The sequence below is a fragment of the Shigella dysenteriae genome (assembly GCF_022354085.1).
GTDB lineage: Bacteria > Pseudomonadota > Gammaproteobacteria > Enterobacterales > Enterobacteriaceae > Escherichia > Escherichia coli.
In genome coordinates this window covers 3833668-3848266 of the sequence record NZ_CP055055.1, presented here as the reverse complement: position 1 = coordinate 3848266, position 14599 = coordinate 3833668, and the positions used below count along the sequence as shown (strand labels likewise).

Annotated in this window: 13 protein-coding genes; 7 read left to right on the top strand and 6 right to left on the bottom strand. The window is 51.1% G+C overall.

Annotated features, from left to right (window positions below):
- The first annotated feature begins 16 nt into the window (after positions 1-16).
- The 4 genes from dsbC to lysS all read left to right on the top strand — a co-directional run bounded on the left by dsbC (position 17) and on the right by lysS (position 5182).
- A complete protein-coding gene (dsbC, locus tag HUZ68_RS18370; RefSeq protein WP_000715218.1) occupies positions 17-727 on the top strand; it encodes a bifunctional protein-disulfide isomerase/oxidoreductase DsbC in 711 nt (236 codons plus the stop codon).
- Positions 728-732: 5 nt separating this feature from the next.
- Positions 733-2466 carry a single-stranded-DNA-specific exonuclease RecJ gene (gene recJ, locus HUZ68_RS18365; RefSeq protein ID WP_000813236.1) on the top strand — a complete coding sequence of 578 codons (1734 nt, stop codon included), beginning with the start codon at positions 733-735 and terminating at the stop codon, positions 2464-2466.
- A gap of 90 nt (positions 2467-2556) precedes the next feature.
- A protein-coding gene (prfB, locus tag HUZ68_RS18360; protein ID WP_001701073.1) for a peptide chain release factor 2 occupies positions 2557-3655 on the top strand; the annotation gives its coding sequence in 2 pieces (ribosomal slippage) (positions 2557-2631 and positions 2633-3655; 1098 coding nt in all).
- A gap of 9 nt (positions 3656-3664) precedes the next feature.
- A complete protein-coding gene (lysS, locus tag HUZ68_RS18355; RefSeq protein ID WP_000003068.1) occupies positions 3665-5182 on the top strand; it encodes a lysine--tRNA ligase in 1518 nt (505 codons plus the stop codon).
- A gap of 42 nt (positions 5183-5224) precedes the next feature.
- On the opposite strand, the gene idi is transcribed toward lysS, so the two are convergent.
- A complete protein-coding gene (idi, locus tag HUZ68_RS18350; protein ID WP_001192812.1) occupies positions 5225-5773 on the bottom strand; it encodes an isopentenyl-diphosphate Delta-isomerase in 549 nt (182 codons plus the stop codon).
- A gap of 54 nt (positions 5774-5827) precedes the next feature.
- Between idi and HUZ68_RS18345 the strand changes: the two genes are divergently transcribed.
- Entirely contained in the window at positions 5828-5899 is a 72-nt protein-coding gene (locus HUZ68_RS18345; protein WP_120795390.1) for a protein YqfH, read from the top strand.
- Here HUZ68_RS18345 and yqfG read toward each other — a convergent pair.
- Positions 5896-6021: a protein YqfG gene (gene yqfG, locus HUZ68_RS18340; protein WP_001050745.1), complete on the bottom strand. Its 126-nt coding sequence runs from the start codon at positions 6019-6021 to the stop codon at positions 5896-5898. The genes HUZ68_RS18345 and yqfG overlap by 4 nt on opposite strands.
- A 1-nt stretch (position 6022) precedes the next feature.
- On the bottom strand, positions 6023-7471 hold the full coding sequence (uacT, locus tag HUZ68_RS18335; protein ID WP_001295374.1) for a urate/proton symporter UacT: 1449 nt from the start codon (positions 7469-7471) through the stop codon (positions 6023-6025).
- A 435-nt stretch (positions 7472-7906) separates the two neighbouring features.
- On the opposite strand from uacT, the gene ygfT reads away from it, so the two are divergent.
- Together ygfT and HUZ68_RS18325 are read left to right on the top strand one after the other, a co-directional pair.
- Positions 7907-9826 (top strand): formate-dependent uric acid utilization protein YgfT, encoded by a 1920-nt coding sequence (gene ygfT, locus HUZ68_RS18330; protein ID WP_033814759.1) that lies wholly within the window; start codon positions 7907-7909, stop codon positions 9824-9826.
- Positions 9826-10314 (top strand): 4Fe-4S dicluster domain-containing protein, encoded by a 489-nt coding sequence (locus HUZ68_RS18325; RefSeq protein ID WP_000838411.1) that lies wholly within the window; start codon positions 9826-9828, stop codon positions 10312-10314. The genes ygfT and HUZ68_RS18325 overlap by 1 nt, the downstream gene beginning before the upstream one ends.
- Positions 10315-10349: 35 nt before the next feature.
- Here the strand turns inward: HUZ68_RS18325 and ghxQ are convergent, their stop codons facing one another.
- Genes ghxQ through xanQ form a run of 3 tightly spaced genes read right to left on the bottom strand, consistent with a single transcriptional unit; the run spans position 10350 to position 14487 of the window.
- A complete protein-coding gene (gene ghxQ, locus HUZ68_RS18320) occupies positions 10350-11717 on the bottom strand; it encodes a guanine/hypoxanthine transporter GhxQ (RefSeq protein ID WP_000012163.1) in 1368 nt (455 codons plus the stop codon).
- A gap of 35 nt (positions 11718-11752) precedes the next feature.
- Positions 11753-13069 (bottom strand): guanine deaminase, encoded by a 1317-nt coding sequence (gene guaD, locus HUZ68_RS18315; RefSeq protein WP_001299798.1) that lies wholly within the window; start codon positions 13067-13069, stop codon positions 11753-11755.
- Between the two features lie 17 nt (positions 13070-13086).
- The gene (gene xanQ / locus HUZ68_RS18310; protein ID WP_001280192.1) at positions 13087-14487 is read right to left on the bottom strand and encodes a xanthine/proton symporter XanQ; all 1401 of its coding nucleotides are present in this window, start codon (positions 14485-14487) and stop codon (positions 13087-13089) included.
- Positions 14488-14599: the final 112 nt, after the last annotated feature.

Sequence of the window (14599 nt, the reverse complement as noted above, 5' to 3'; positions counted from 1 at the left end):
AAGAACGGGAAGATTTATGAAGAAAGGTTTTATGTTGTTTACTTTGTTAGCGGCGTTTTCAGGTTTTGCTCAGGCTGATGACGCGGCAATTCAACAAACGTTAGCCAAAATGGGCATCAAAAGCAGCGATATTCAGCCCGCGCCCGTAGCTGGCATGAAGACAGTTCTGACTAACAGCGGCGTGTTGTACATCACCGATGATGGTAAACATATCATTCAGGGGCCAATGTATGACGTTAGCGGCACGGCTCCGGTCAATGTCACCAATAAGATGCTGTTAAAGCAGTTGAATGCGCTTGAAAAAGAGATGATCGTTTATAAAGCGCCGCAGGAAAAACACGTCATCACCGTGTTTACTGATATTACCTGTGGTTACTGCCACAAACTGCATGAGCAAATGGCAGACTATAACGCGCTGGGGATCACCGTGCGTTATCTTGCCTTCCCGCGCCAGGGGCTGGACAGCGATGCAGAGAAAGAAATGAAAGCTATCTGGTGTTCGAAAGATAAAAACAAAGCGTTTGATGATGTGATGGCAGGTAAAAGCGTCGCACCAGCCAGCTGCGACGTGGATATTGCCGACCATTACGCACTTGGCGTCCAGCTTGGCGTTAGTGGTACTCCGGCAGTTGTGCTGAGCAATGGCACACTTGTTCCGGGTTACCAGCCGCCGAAAGAGATGAAAGAATTCCTCGACGAACACCAAAAAATGACCAGCGGTAAATAATTCGCGTGAAACAACAGATACAACTTCGTCGCCGTGAAGTCGATGAAACGGCAGACTTGCCCGCTGAATTGCCTCCCTTGCTGCGCCGTTTATACGCCAGCCGGGGAGTACGCAGTGCGCAAGAACTGGAACGCAGTGTTAAAGGTATGCTGTCCTGGCAGCAACTGAGCGGTGTCGAAAAGGCCGTTGAGATCCTTTACAACGCCTTTCGCGAAGGAACGCGGATTATTGTGGTCGGTGATTTCGACGCCGACGGTGCCACCAGCACGGCTCTAAGCGTGCTGGCGATGCGCTCGCTTGGTTGCAGCGATATCGACTACCTGGTACCAAACCGTTTCGAAGACGGTTACGGCTTAAGCCCGGAAGTGGTCGATCAGGCCCATGCCCGTGGCGCGCAGTTAATTGTCACGGTGGATAACGGTATTTCCTCCCATGCGGGGGTTGAGCACGCTCGCTCGTTGGGCATCCCGGTTATTGTTACCGATCACCATTTGCCAGGCGACACATTACCCGCGGCGGAAGCGATCATTAACCCTAACTTGCGCGACTGTAATTTCCCGTCGAAATCACTGGCAGGCGTGGGTGTGGCGTTTTATCTGATGCTGGCGCTGCGCACCTTTTTGCGCGATCAGGGCTGGTTTGATGAGCGTAACATCGCAATTCCTAACCTGGCAGAACTGCTGGATCTGGTCGCGCTGGGGACAGTGGCGGACGTCGTGCCGCTGGACGCTAATAATCGCATTCTGACCTGGCAGGGGATGAGTCGCATCCGAGCCGGAAAGTGCCGTCCAGGGATTAAAGCGCTGCTTGAAGTGGCAAACCGTGATGCACAAAAACTCGCCGCCAGCGATTTAGGTTTTGCGCTGGGGCCACGTCTCAATGCTGCCGGACGACTGGACGATATGTCCGTCGGTGTGGCGCTCTTGCTGTGCGACAACATCGGCGAAGCGCGCGTGCTGGCAAATGAACTCGATGCGCTAAACCAGACGCGAAAAGAGATCGAACAAGGAATGCAGGTTGAAGCCCTGACCCTGTGCGAGAAACTGGAGCGCAGCCGTGACACGCTACCCGGCGGGCTGGCAATGTATCACCCCGAATGGCATCAGGGGGTTGTCGGTATTCTGGCTTCCCGTATTAAAGAGCGTTTTCACCGTCCGGTTATCGCCTTTGCGCCCGCGGGTGATGGTACGCTGAAAGGTTCTGGTCGCTCCATTCAGGGGCTGCATATGCGTGATGCGCTGGAGCGATTAGACACACTCTACCCTGGCATGATGCTGAAGTTTGGCGGTCATGCGATGGCGGCGGGTTTGTCGCTGGAAGAGGATAAATTCGAACTCTTTCAACAACGGTTTGGCGAACTGGTTACTGAGTGGCTGGACCCTTCGCTATTGCAAGGCGAAGTGGTGTCAGACGGTCCGTTAAGTCCAGCCGAAATGACCATGGAAGTGGCGCAGCTGCTGCGCGATGCTGGCCCGTGGGGGCAGATGTTCCCGGAGCCGCTGTTTGATGGTCATTTCCGTCTGCTGCAACAGCGGCTGGTGGGTGAACGTCATTTGAAAGTCATGGTCGAACCGGTCGGCGGCGGTCCGCTGCTGGATGGTATTGCTTTTAATGTCGATACCGCCCTCTGGCCGGATAACGGCGTGCGCGAAGTGCAACTGGCTTACAAGCTCGATATCAACGAGTTTCGCGGCAACCGCAGCCTGCAAATTATCATCGACAATATCTGGCCAATTTAGCGTCATCTTCTCTATAAAAAAGAGCGTGGATTGGGTACAATCCCGCTCTTATCACCGCATTTTGACTAGCTCAATAAAAGAAATCAGACCATGTTTGAAATTAATCCGGTAAATAATCGCATTCAGGACCTCACGGAACGCTCCGACGTTCTTAGGGGGTATCTTTGACTACGACGCCAAGAAAGAGCGTCTGGAAGAAGTAAACGCCGAGCTGGAACAGCCGGATGTCTGGAACGAACCCGAACGCGCACAGGCGCTGGGTAAAGAGCGTTCCTCCCTCGAAGCCGTTGTCGACACCCTCGACCAAATGAAACAGGGGCTGGAAGATGTTTCTGGTCTGCTGGAACTGGCTGTAGAAGCTGACGACGAAGAAACCTTTAACGAAGCCGTTGCTGAACTCGACGCCCTGGAAGAAAAACTGGCGCAGCTTGAGTTCCGCCGTATGTTCTCTGGCGAATATGACAGCGCCGACTGCTACCTCGATATTCAGGCGGGGTCTGGCGGTACGGAAGCACAGGACTGGGCGAGCATGCTTGAGCGTATGTATCTGCGCTGGGCAGAATCGCGTGGTTTCAAAACTGAAATCATCGAAGAGTCGGAAGGTGAAGTGGCGGGTATTAAATCCGTGACGATCAAAATCTCCGGCGATTACGCTTACGGCTGGCTGCGTACAGAAACTGGTGTTCACCGCCTGGTGCGTAAGAGCCCGTTTGACTCCGGCGGTCGTCGCCATACGTCGTTCAGTTCCGCGTTTGTTTACCCGGAAGTCGATGACGATATCGATATCGAAATCAACCCGGCGGATCTGCGCATTGACGTTTATCGCGCGTCCGGCGCGGGCGGTCAGCACGTTAACCGTACCGAATCTGCGGTGCGTATTACTCACATCCCAACCGGGATCGTGACCCAGTGCCAGAACGACCGTTCCCAGCACAAGAACAAAGACCAGGCCATGAAGCAGATGAAAGCGAAGCTTTATGAACTGGAGATGCAGAAGAAAAATGCCGAGAAACAGGCGATGGAAGATAACAAATCCGACATCGGCTGGGGCAGCCAGATTCGTTCTTATGTCCTTGATGACTCCCGCATTAAAGATCTGCGCACCGGGGTAGAAACCCGCAACACGCAGGCCGTGCTGGACGGCAGCCTGGATCAATTTATCGAAGCAAGTTTGAAAGCAGGGTTATGAGGAACCAACATGTCTGAACAACACGCACAGGGCGCTGACGCGGTAGTCGATCTTAACAATGAACTGAAAACGCGTCGTGAGAAGCTGGCGAACCTGCGCGAGCAGGGGATTGCCTTCCCGAACGATTTCCGTCGCGATCATACCTCTGACCAATTGCACGCAGAATTCGACGGTAAAGAGAACGAAGAACTGGAAGCGCTGAACATCGAAGTCGCCGTTGCTGGCCGCATGATGACCCGTCGTATTATGGGTAAAGCGTCTTTCGTTACCCTGCAGGACGTTGGCGGTCGCATTCAGCTGTACGTTGCCCGTGACGATCTGCCGGAAGGCGTTTACAACGAGCAGTTCAAAAAATGGGACCTCGGCGACATCCTCGGCGCGAAAGGTAAACTGTTCAAAACCAAAACCGGCGAACTGTCTATCCACTGTACCGAGCTGCGTCTGCTGACCAAAGCACTGCGTCCGCTGCCTGATAAATTCCACGGCTTGCAGGATCAGGAAGCGCGCTATCGTCAGCGTTATTTGGATCTCATCTCTAACGATGAATCCCGTAACACCTTTAAAGTGCGCTCGCAGATCCTCTCTGGTATTCGCCAGTTCATGGTGAACCGCGGCTTTATGGAAGTTGAAACGCCGATGATGCAGGTGATCCCAGGCGGTGCCGCTGCGCGTCCGTTTATCACCCACCATAACGCGCTGGATCTCGACATGTACCTGCGTATCGCGCCGGAACTGTACCTCAAGCGTCTGGTGGTCGGTGGCTTCGAGCGTGTATTCGAAATCAACCGTAACTTCCGTAACGAAGGTATCTCCGTACGTCATAACCCAGAGTTCACCATGATGGAACTCTACATGGCTTACGCAGATTACAAAGATCTGATCGAGCTGACCGAATCGCTGTTCCGTACTCTGGCACAGGATATTCTCGGTAAGACGGAAGTGACCTACGGCGACGTGACGCTGGACTTCGGTAAACCGTTCGAAAAACTGACCATGCGAGAAGCGATCAAGAAATATCGCCCGGAAACCGACATGGCGGATCTGGATAACTTCGACTCTGCGAAAGCGATTGCTGAATCTATCGGTATCCACGTTGAGAAGAGCTGGGGTCTGGGCCGTATCGTTACCGAGATCTTCGAAGAAGTGGCAGAAGCACATCTGATTCAGCCGACCTTCATTACTGAATATCCGGCAGAAGTTTCTCCGCTGGCGCGTCGTAACGACATTAACCCGGAAATCACAGACCGCTTTGAGTTCTTCATTGGTGGTCGTGAAATCGGTAACGGCTTTAGCGAGCTGAATGACGCGGAAGATCAGGCGCAGCGCTTCCTGGATCAGGTTGCCGCGAAAGATGCAGGTGACGACGAAGCGATGTTCTACGATGAAGATTACGTTACCGCACTGGAACATGGCTTACCGCCGACAGCAGGTCTAGGGATTGGCATCGACCGTATGGTAATGCTGTTCACCAACAGCCATACCATCCGCGACGTTATTCTGTTCCCGGCGATGCGTCCGGTGAAATAAGCATTACGTTATGCTCACAACCCCGGCAAATGTCGGGGTTTTTTATTTAAGCTGGGTAAATGCAGATAATCGTATTCTGGCTTCGCGATTTGTCGCCTGCATCACCATCCACGGACTGAACGCCCACGGCGTGGCATCAATACCGCGTAATACATCAGCTAAATCACACCATTGATAATCCATCACTTCATCATCGTTGATCTGTAACGCACTGGTGGTGCGTGCGGCAAATACCGGACACACTTCATGTTCCACAATGCCATTCGGATCGGTGGCGCGATAGCGAAAGTCAGGATAGATAGATTCAGGAGGCGTAATTTCCACGCCAAGCTCATAACGGCAACGGCGGATCACCGCGTCTTCGTTGCTTTCTCCTAGTTGTGGGTGCCCACAAACCGAGTTAGTCCACACGCCAGGCCATGCTTTTTTGCTCAGAGCGCGACGGGTAACTAATAATTGTCCTTTGGCATTAAACAGCCAACTGGAGAACGCGAGATGTAAGCGGGTGTCTGCCGTGTGTGCGGCATACTTTTCCAGCGTACCCGTGGGAACTCCCTGTGCATTCAATAAAATGACGTGTTCCGTTTGCATAATTTCTCACATGTAATTCTGATCACTCATCATTATAGATAATTGAAGAGTGAAATGATTAACCAAGTGAGCGTTTATCGACAACCGCCCGTTTTGAGCGGATGTCGACAGGTAAAAACCATTTAAAAAAGTAGCATCATATATTTGAAGCGACTTTCAATGGCCATTGCAACACAGTCAGAAATGACAGGAATAGAGAGAGTAAAAAGCAACAACAGACTGAATATAGCGCGCATTAAAAGATTCATATTATTCTCCATGCTCATTTTTCTTCAGCTTGCGCATCAGAAGCCACATACGTACTGTCCTGACTTTTAAATCTTTATCAGAGACGGATTCCTTCACCAGGTCAGCATGATGCTGATAGCCATTAAAGAAGACGTTCAGCACAACGGCGCTAAGGGTTGCGAGCATAATGCCGCTATGTAGCAGCGGTTGCAGTACGGCCGGTAACTTAGAAAAGAAATCGTGAGAGAGCGTCGGAGTCATGCCAACGCCGAGACTGATCGCCACAATATAGAGGTTGTAACGGTTGGTGGTGTAGTTACAGCGCGACAGAATTCGAATCCCTGTCGCCAGTACCATGCCGAACATCACCAGCCCAGCGCCGCCCAGCACAAATTGCGGAATGGAGGCTACCAGCACCGCCATTTTTGGCACCATGCCAAACAGGATTAATATAATTCCCGAAGAAATACACACCCAGCGGCTATGAACGCGCGTCACGCTAACCAGGCCAACGTTTTGAGAAAATGACGTGTGGGGGAAGCTGTTAAACGTGCCACCAATCATTGTCCCTACGCCATCGACACGCAGCCCGCGAATAATATCGTGCGAAGAGAGTTTACGACCGACTATTTCACCCAGTGCCAGGAACATCCCCATCGACTCGATAAACACGATGATTAACACGGCAGTCATGGTCAGAATGGAAACGGGATCGAAAATCGGCATACCAAACGACATCGGCGTAACAATCGCAAACCACGAGGCATCATGTAGCCCGGATAAATTGACTTCATTCATCATCCACGAAAGTAAAAAGCCAAATACAATCCCCAGTAATACGGCGACGTTGGACATAAATCCTTTCGCATAGCGAGTAATGAGCAAGATAAAAATTAAGACGGCAAAGGAGATACCTAAATAAACGGGATTACCATATTGCGGATTCCCTTTACCTCCGGCGGCCCAGTCAATACCCACCTGAATGATGCTAAGCCCGATAGAAGTAATAACCACACCGGTAACCAGTGGCGGGAATAAAGGCATCAAGCGACCGATAAGTGGCGCTAATAATGTGGTGATAAAACCCGCGGCGATAGTGGCACCAAATATACCCAGCAGGCCGATATCCGGGTTCATCCCAATGGCTATCATTGGTGTTACAGCAGCAAAGGTCACCGACATAATCACCGGCAGGCGGATCCCCATAAAGCGGCCGATACCTATACATTGCAATAATGTGACGATCCCGCAGCAAAAGAGATCCGAGCTAATGAGCATCGCAATAGCTTCTTTTGAGAGGCCCAGTCGGTCACCAATCATAAGAGGAACAGCGACTGCACCTGCGTACATGACAAGGACGTGTTGCAGACCGAGTATGATCAGCTTTCCTGGTGATAATATGCGGTCAACCTCATCAGTTGGGCGGTCTTGCCCAGAAGATGAGGGAAGTTGGGAATCTATGGCGCTCATCAGTGTTTCTCCTTTCGCCCGCCAGAGTAAAAAGCAACCGTTTACGTTAATGAAACTGTCTAAACACATGCTCGTGGAGTGCCAGTTTTTGCGAGGAAGGGGAGTTAGAGACAGGAATTGCGGAGGCAATCACATAATCGTGCTTAAACCACGAAAATGAGAAGAGAACCTGACAATGGAATTATCTGTAATTTTCTCATATTGATATTTCATTAATCATTCTGGCATGTCGCACTCTCGCATTTAATCGTTTTTATCTGGATAGTGCTCTTTTGATCGGCAATGTTGAAATAATGAAAGCGGCATAGATTGAGGGGCAATAATTTGAACTCAGTCGCAAAATTATAATTAAAACGGTCATGCTACCTAATATATGCCCGTTTATTGCATCGCGAAATTTGAGAAGACATAACTCATTAAATGAAAGGGATGCAAATGAATAAGTTTATCGCTGCTGAAGCTGCGGAATGTATAGGCTGTCATGCTTGTGAAATTGCCTGTGCGGTGGCACACAATCAAGAAAACTGGCCGCTGAGTCACAGTGACTTTCGACCACGTATCCACGTTGTAGGGAAAGGCCTGGCTGCGAATCCGGTGGCCTGCCATCACTGCAACAATGCCCCTTGCGTTACAGCTTGTCCGGTTAATGCTCTGACTTTCCAGTCCGATAGCGTACAACTGGACGAGCAAAAATGTATTGGTTGTAAAAGATGCGCAATCGCTTGCCCCTTTGGCGTCGTTGAGATGGTCGATACGATTCCGCAGAAATGCGACCTTTGTAACCAGCGCAGTTCCGGCACGCAAGCCTGTATTGAAGTTTGCCCAACACAGGCGTTACGACTGATGGACGATAAAGGGTTACAGCAGATAAAGGTGGCCCGCCAGCGCAAAACGGCAGCAGGAAAAGCGTCAGCAGACGCTCAGCCATCTCGCAGTGCAGCGTTGCTCCCCGTTAACTCGCGTAAAGGCGCAGATAAAATTTCAGCAAGTGAACGGAAAAACCACTTTGGCGAAATCTATTGCGGGCTGGATCCACAACAAGCGACTTATGAGAGTGACCGCTGTGTTTATTGTGCCGAAAAAGCTAACTGCAACTGGCATTGCCCGCTGCATAACGCTATTCCGGATTACATCCGTCTGGTACAGGAGGGAAAGATTATTGAAGCGGCAGAACTTTGCCACCAGACCAGTTCCTTACCAGAAATCTGCGGCAGGGTATGCCCACAGGACCGTCTTTGTGAAGGCGCATGTACTTTGAAAGATCACTCTGGCGCAGTCACTATCGGTAATCTGGAATGCTACATCACCGATACCGCGCTGGCGATGGGCTGGCGTCCCGATGTCAGCAAAGTTGTTCCCCGTATCGAGAAAGTGGCGGTGATTGGCGCTGGGCCTGCAGGGTTAGGGTGTGCTGATATTCTGGCGCGCGCAGGAGTTCAGGTCGATGTCTTTGATCGCCATCCAGAAATTGGCGGTATGCTGACTTTTGGCATTCCTCCTTTCAAACTCGATAAAACGGTATTAAGCCAGCGGCGAGAGATATTCACCGCAATGGGAATCGACTTTCATCTTAACTGTGAAATTGGCCGCGATATTACCTTTAGCGATTTAACTTCTGAATATGATGCAGTTTTCATCGGCGTGGGGACTTACGGGATGATGCGAGCAGATCTGCCGCATGAAGATGCGCCCGGTGTCATTCAGGCTCTACCGTTCTTGACTGCCCATACCCGCCAGCTCATGGGGTTGCCGGAGTCTGAAGAGTATCCGCTGACGGACGTGGAAGGTAAGCGAGTCGTGGTATTGGGCGGTGGCGATACGACAATGGATTGTTTGCGGACTTCCATCCGCCTCAATGCCGCCAGCGTGACCTGCGCGTATCGTCGTGATGAAGTCAGTATGCCGGGCTCGCGCAAAGAGGTGGTCAATGCGCGCGAGGAAGGTGTCGAGTTTCAATTCAATGTTCAGCCGCAATATATCGCTTGTGACGAAGATGGGCGTTTAACTGCGGTGGGCCTGATTCGTACCGCCATGGGTGAGCCGGGGCCGGATGGTCGCCGTCGTCCTCGTCCGGTTGCGGGTTCAGAGTTTGAATTGCCCGCCGATGTTCTCATTATGGCCTTTGGTTTCCAGGCGCATGCCATGCCGTGGTTGCAGGGCAGCGGAATTAAACTCGATAAATGGGGCCTGATTCAAACCGGCGACGTTGGGTATTTACCTACCCAGACGCATCTGAAAAAAGTCTTTGCTGGTGGGGATGCAGTTCATGGCGCGGATCTGGTTGTCACTGCCATGGCCGCAGGAAGGCAGGCGGCGCGCGATATGTTAACTCTGTTTGATACGAAGGCATCGTGATGAAATCGTTAATTATCGTTAATCCGGCTGACTGTATTGGCTGCCGTACTTGTGAAGTGGCCTGTGTGGTCGCTCACCCTTCAGAACAGGAGTTGAATGCCGATATCTTTTTACCCCGGCTGAAGGTACAGCGACTGGACTGCATCAGTGCGCCGGTGATGTGCCACCAATGTGAAAACGCCCCTTGTGTTGGCGCTTGCCCCGTGGGGGCGCTGACGATGGGCGAGCAGGTGGTGCAGACCAATTCTGCTCGTTGTATTGGCTGTCAGAGTTGCGTCAGTGCGTGCCCGTTTGGAATGATCACCATTCAGTCGTTGCCGGGGGATACCCGGCAACAAATCGTGAAATGCGATCTCTGTGAACAGCGGGAAGAGGGGCCTGCCTGCGTTGAATCTTGCCCAACACAGGCGCTGCAGTTGCTTACTGAAAGAGAACTCAGGCGAGTCCGCCAGCAGCGTATTGTTGCCAGCGGTGAGAATCCTCTGTGAAAGAAATCTCCGCGCTGAAAGGCGCGGAGAATCTATTAGATTGCCCAACCACCCGCGTAAAATGCGACCAGTGCGGCAGTAATGATCACCGTACCAATATTCAGCTTTTGCCATTCGCGTGCAAAGACGCGGCCTACGACCAGTGTCACAAAGCCCAGCATAATACCGGTAACGATATTACAAGTCAGAACGATGAACACGGCACACACCAGGCCAGCCATAGCGTCAATAAAATCATTGAAATCCAGCTTCGAGACGTTACTTAACATCAGCAAACCTACGTACATCAGAGCGGGTGCAGTGGCGTAACCAGGGATCAAAAATGACAGCGGTGATAAGAACAGAATCAGCAGGAATAACGCCCCCACTACGGTTGCGGTTAACCCTGTTTTACCCCCGGCGGCGGTTCCTGCCGCTGATTCGATATAAACCGCTGCGGGCGCTGCGCCCACCAGGCCGGAGAATATTGAACTTACTGAGTCACTGGTCAGGGCTTTGCCGCCGTTGATGATCTGGTTGTCTTTATCCAACAAATTCGCCTGACCGGCGACGGCACGGATGGTGCCAGTAGCGTCGAACACTGCGGTCATCACCAATGCCAGTACACTCGGAAGTACAGTTGGCTGGAGTGCGCCCATAATATCGAGGCTGAAAATCAGAGACTTACCATCTTCGCCAGTCAGGCTTGGCATCGCCACCAGACCGTGGTATTTCACCGCTGGGTCAAAGATTAAGCCGATGATCGAAATTGCAATAATCACCAACAAGATCCCGCCGGGTACGCGACACTTCTCCAGACCGAAGATGACCGCCAGCCCCAGCAAGCTCATCATCACCGGGAAGGAGGTAAACGCACCGAGCGCCACTGGCAAGCCTTCAATCGGGTTTTTGATAACCATACCCACACCGTTAGCAGCAATCAGCAGCAGAAACAGCCCGATACCGATACCTGTACCGTGAGCGATCCCCATCGGTAAATTACGTAAGATCCAGGTACGCACACCGGTAACGGAAATGGCGGTGAAGATGACGCCCATCAGAAATACCGCGCCCAGTGCGACAGGAACGCTAATTTGTTGCCCGAGTACCAGACTGAATGCGGTAAACGCCGTCAAGGAAATCGCGCAACCAATCGCCATTGGCAAATTGGCCCATAATCCCATCAGCAACGAGCCGAAGCCCGCGACCAGACAGGTGGCAACAAACACAGCTGCGGGAGGAAAACCTGCTTTGCCCAGCATTCCCGGAACGACGATAACGGAATAAACCATGGCCAGAAAGGTTGTTAATCCAGCCAGTACTTCCTGACGAACGGTACTGCCACGAGCGGTAATTTTAAAATAATTATCCAGCGCGCCCTGTGGCTTTGGTGCGTCCGGTGTTTGTAGGATGTCTCCAGACATAATGATGTCCTCACGAGGATGTAAAAGTTTTATTATTAGTTGCGTTCGTACACCAGACGACCATCAACGTAGGTGCGGTAGATCGAACGGTCATCGCCCAACGTCATCATCACGAACAATTTGTCGACTAAAGAAACAGAGTTGTCATAGCGCAGCTGCTGTAGCGGAGTGGCGGTGGGTTCCATCACCACGAAATCAGCCTCTTTGCCAGGTAAAAAGTTGCCAATCAAATCGTCAAGGCCCAGAGATTTCGCTCCGCCGAGCGTGGCCAGGTAAAACGCTTCATATGCCGAGAGGCGATAGCCTTGTAATTGCAACACTTTGTAGGCTTCGTTCAGCGTTTGCAGCATGTTGAAAGTTGTTCCGGCACCGATATCCGTTCCCATGCCCACTTTGACTTTCTTCTGCCATGCTTTTTTCAAGTTGAATAAGCCGCTGCCGAGGTAAAGGTTGGAGGTCGGACAGAAAGCAATGCTGGATTTGGTTTCGCTGAGACGATCCCACTCTTTTTCTTCGAGATGGACGCAGTGAGCAAAGACACAGTTTTTACCGGTCAGGCCGTACTGATGGTAAACATCCAGATAACCATCATGGTCAGGATAAAGCGATTTCACCCAGGCAATTTCATCTTTGTTTTCACAGAGATGGGTATGTACCCACGTATCCGGATATTCCTCTTTCAGGCGTTGCGCCATCGCCATCTGTTCAGGAGAAGAAGTAGGGGCGAAGCGTGGTGTAATCGCATATAGCAGACGACCATTTTTGTGCCAGCGTTCAATCAGTTCTTTGCTTTGGTGATAGCTGCTTTCGGCAGTGTCGAGCAGATAATCCGGTGCGTTACGGTCCATCATCACCTTACCGGCAATCATACGCATATTGATATGACTGGCGGCTTCAAACAGCGCATCAACAGATTGCGGATGAACAGTGCCAAACACCAGCGCCGTGGTGGTTCCGTTACGTAAAAGCTGCTTGATGAAGAACGCCGACATTTCGCGGGCGTACTCTAAATCCTCATAACGACGTTCAGTAGGGAAGGTGTGTTTATTCAACCACTCCAGCAATTGCTCACCATAGGCCCCCACCATTTCACTTTGCGGATAATGGATATGTGTATCGACAAAGCCCGGTACTATCAGTTTGCCGCGATAGTCGCGCACGCGAATGGTGTCAGGAATTTGATGCTTTCCGTTTTCCCATTCGCCAAACCATTCCACTTTTCCCTGTTTAATGAGTAATAAACCATCCTCAATAAACCGCAGCGCAGAGGCAATCTCTTCCGGGTTATCGACCGTACGGGTGACATCAATAAAACTGCCTCGTACCGCTTTTAACGTGTGTTCTCCTGACATCATTGACTCCTTTACTGTTAATCCATCTCTTCCGCTGAGGTAATACCAGGCAGAACGTTTTCCTGTCGGTAGCCACCAGGGAGGATAATATTTAATAAAATCGCAGTTAACCCGCCAGCACAAATAGGGTTTTCAACTAATACATAAATAGAGGCTGGCAATATTTTAAAAATTTCGGGATCGTAGGAGACGCCAAGCCCTAAACCTAAAGAAGTGGCGACAATAAGTGTTTCACGCCGCTTTAATCCGTTGGTGATGATGATGCGAATCCCAGCGATGGCAATCATGGAAAACATCAACGTCATTGCGCCTCCCAGAACTGCCGAGGGAATGGTCGTGAAGAAGCCGCCAATCATCGGAAATAAGCCGAGGATAACCAGCATTACCGCGATGGTTCGCCCGACATAACGTGAAGCGACGCCAGTCATCTGAATAACCCCATTATTTTGCGCAAACGTGGTTAATGGTAATGAACCAACAGCGGAGGCGATAACAGAAACCAGACCATCTGCCAGCACGCCGCCTTTCAGTCGGGACTGATACTCTTCCCCCTGAATGGGGCGGCGGGAAACCATTGCCGTGGCGGTGATATCGCCGACTGCTTCCAGCACGCTAAGCAGATAAATCGTGCCAACCACCAGGAACTGATGGAAGCTAAAACTAAAGCCGTATTTGAACGGATGCGGGATGGTGATTAACGGCAGATTGCGCATACTGCTGAAATCCACCATGCCCAGGCATAACGATGCGATATAGCCGACACATAGCCCAATGGCGATCCCTCCCATGCGTAGCAACGGACTGCGACAGCAGTTAAAGCCGATCACCACAATCAAAACCAATAAACCAACGCCGAGATGTTCGTAATTGCCGAACGTACCGCTGCTTTTGGCTGCAAATCCTCCACCAAAATCGATAATGCCGACTTTAATCAGGCTTAAGCCGATCATCAGTACCACAATACCGCTGACGGTAGGCGTAATAACCCGACGTAAATAGGGCAGGATAAAAGAAGAGCCGACAACCAGAAATGCGCCAACGAAGGAGACGCCAAGCAGCGACGACATGATTAACTCTTCGTGAAAACCGTCGCTTTTCATGCTGCTGCCCAGCGCAATCATGACCGTAACAAATGAAAAATTGACTGACTGAATTGAGAGTAGGCCAGAACCGACGATGCCGTAGCGGTTTACTTGTAACCAGGTACCAATACCAGAGGCGATCATCGCCATAGAAACAAGATAGGCAGTTGTTTCAGCGGAAAGCTGTAAGGCCGCACCCACGATTAACGCGGGGGTTACCATCGGAACGAAAATTGCCAACAGATGGGTAATGGCACCAACGAGAGCCTGATGAAAGGGAGGGCGATCCTCCAGTTCAAATATAAGGTCAGAACCTGCATGGTTTATATCAGACATCCCTTCACTCCTTTTAAAGTAAATTTGATCATCTGAATTAGTAAAATAAATTCCCACGAATTTGGGGCGCAGGACGCCTTGAGAACGGCTTATCTCATTTTCGCAGTCACTA

Bases quoted from the DNA above. Each gene is read 5' to 3' on its own strand.
- lysS (WP_000003068.1), top strand. From the start codon at position 3,665: ATGTCTGAACAACACGCACAGGGCGCTGACGCGGTAGTCGATCTTAAC.
- guaD (WP_001299798.1), bottom strand. From the start codon at position 13,069: ATGTCAGGAGAACACACGTTAAAAGCGGTACGAGGCAGTTTTATTGAT.
- ghxQ (WP_000012163.1), bottom strand. From the start codon at position 11,717: ATGTCTGGAGACATCCTACAAACACCGGACGCACCAAAGCCACAGGGC.
- dsbC (WP_000715218.1), top strand. From the start codon at position 17: ATGAAGAAAGGTTTTATGTTGTTTACTTTGTTAGCGGCGTTTTCAGGT.
- yqfG (WP_001050745.1), bottom strand. From the start codon at position 6,021: ATGAATCTTTTAATGCGCGCTATATTCAGTCTGTTGTTGCTTTTTACT.
- xanQ (WP_001280192.1), bottom strand. From the start codon at position 14,487: ATGTCTGATATAAACCATGCAGGTTCTGACCTTATATTTGAACTGGAG.
- HUZ68_RS18325 (WP_000838411.1), top strand. From the start codon at position 9,826: ATGAAATCGTTAATTATCGTTAATCCGGCTGACTGTATTGGCTGCCGT.
- uacT (WP_001295374.1), bottom strand. From the start codon at position 7,471: ATGAGCGCCATAGATTCCCAACTTCCCTCATCTTCTGGGCAAGACCGC.
- idi (WP_001192812.1), bottom strand. From the start codon at position 5,773: ATGCAAACGGAACACGTCATTTTATTGAATGCACAGGGAGTTCCCACG.
- ygfT (WP_033814759.1), top strand. From the start codon at position 7,907: ATGAATAAGTTTATCGCTGCTGAAGCTGCGGAATGTATAGGCTGTCAT.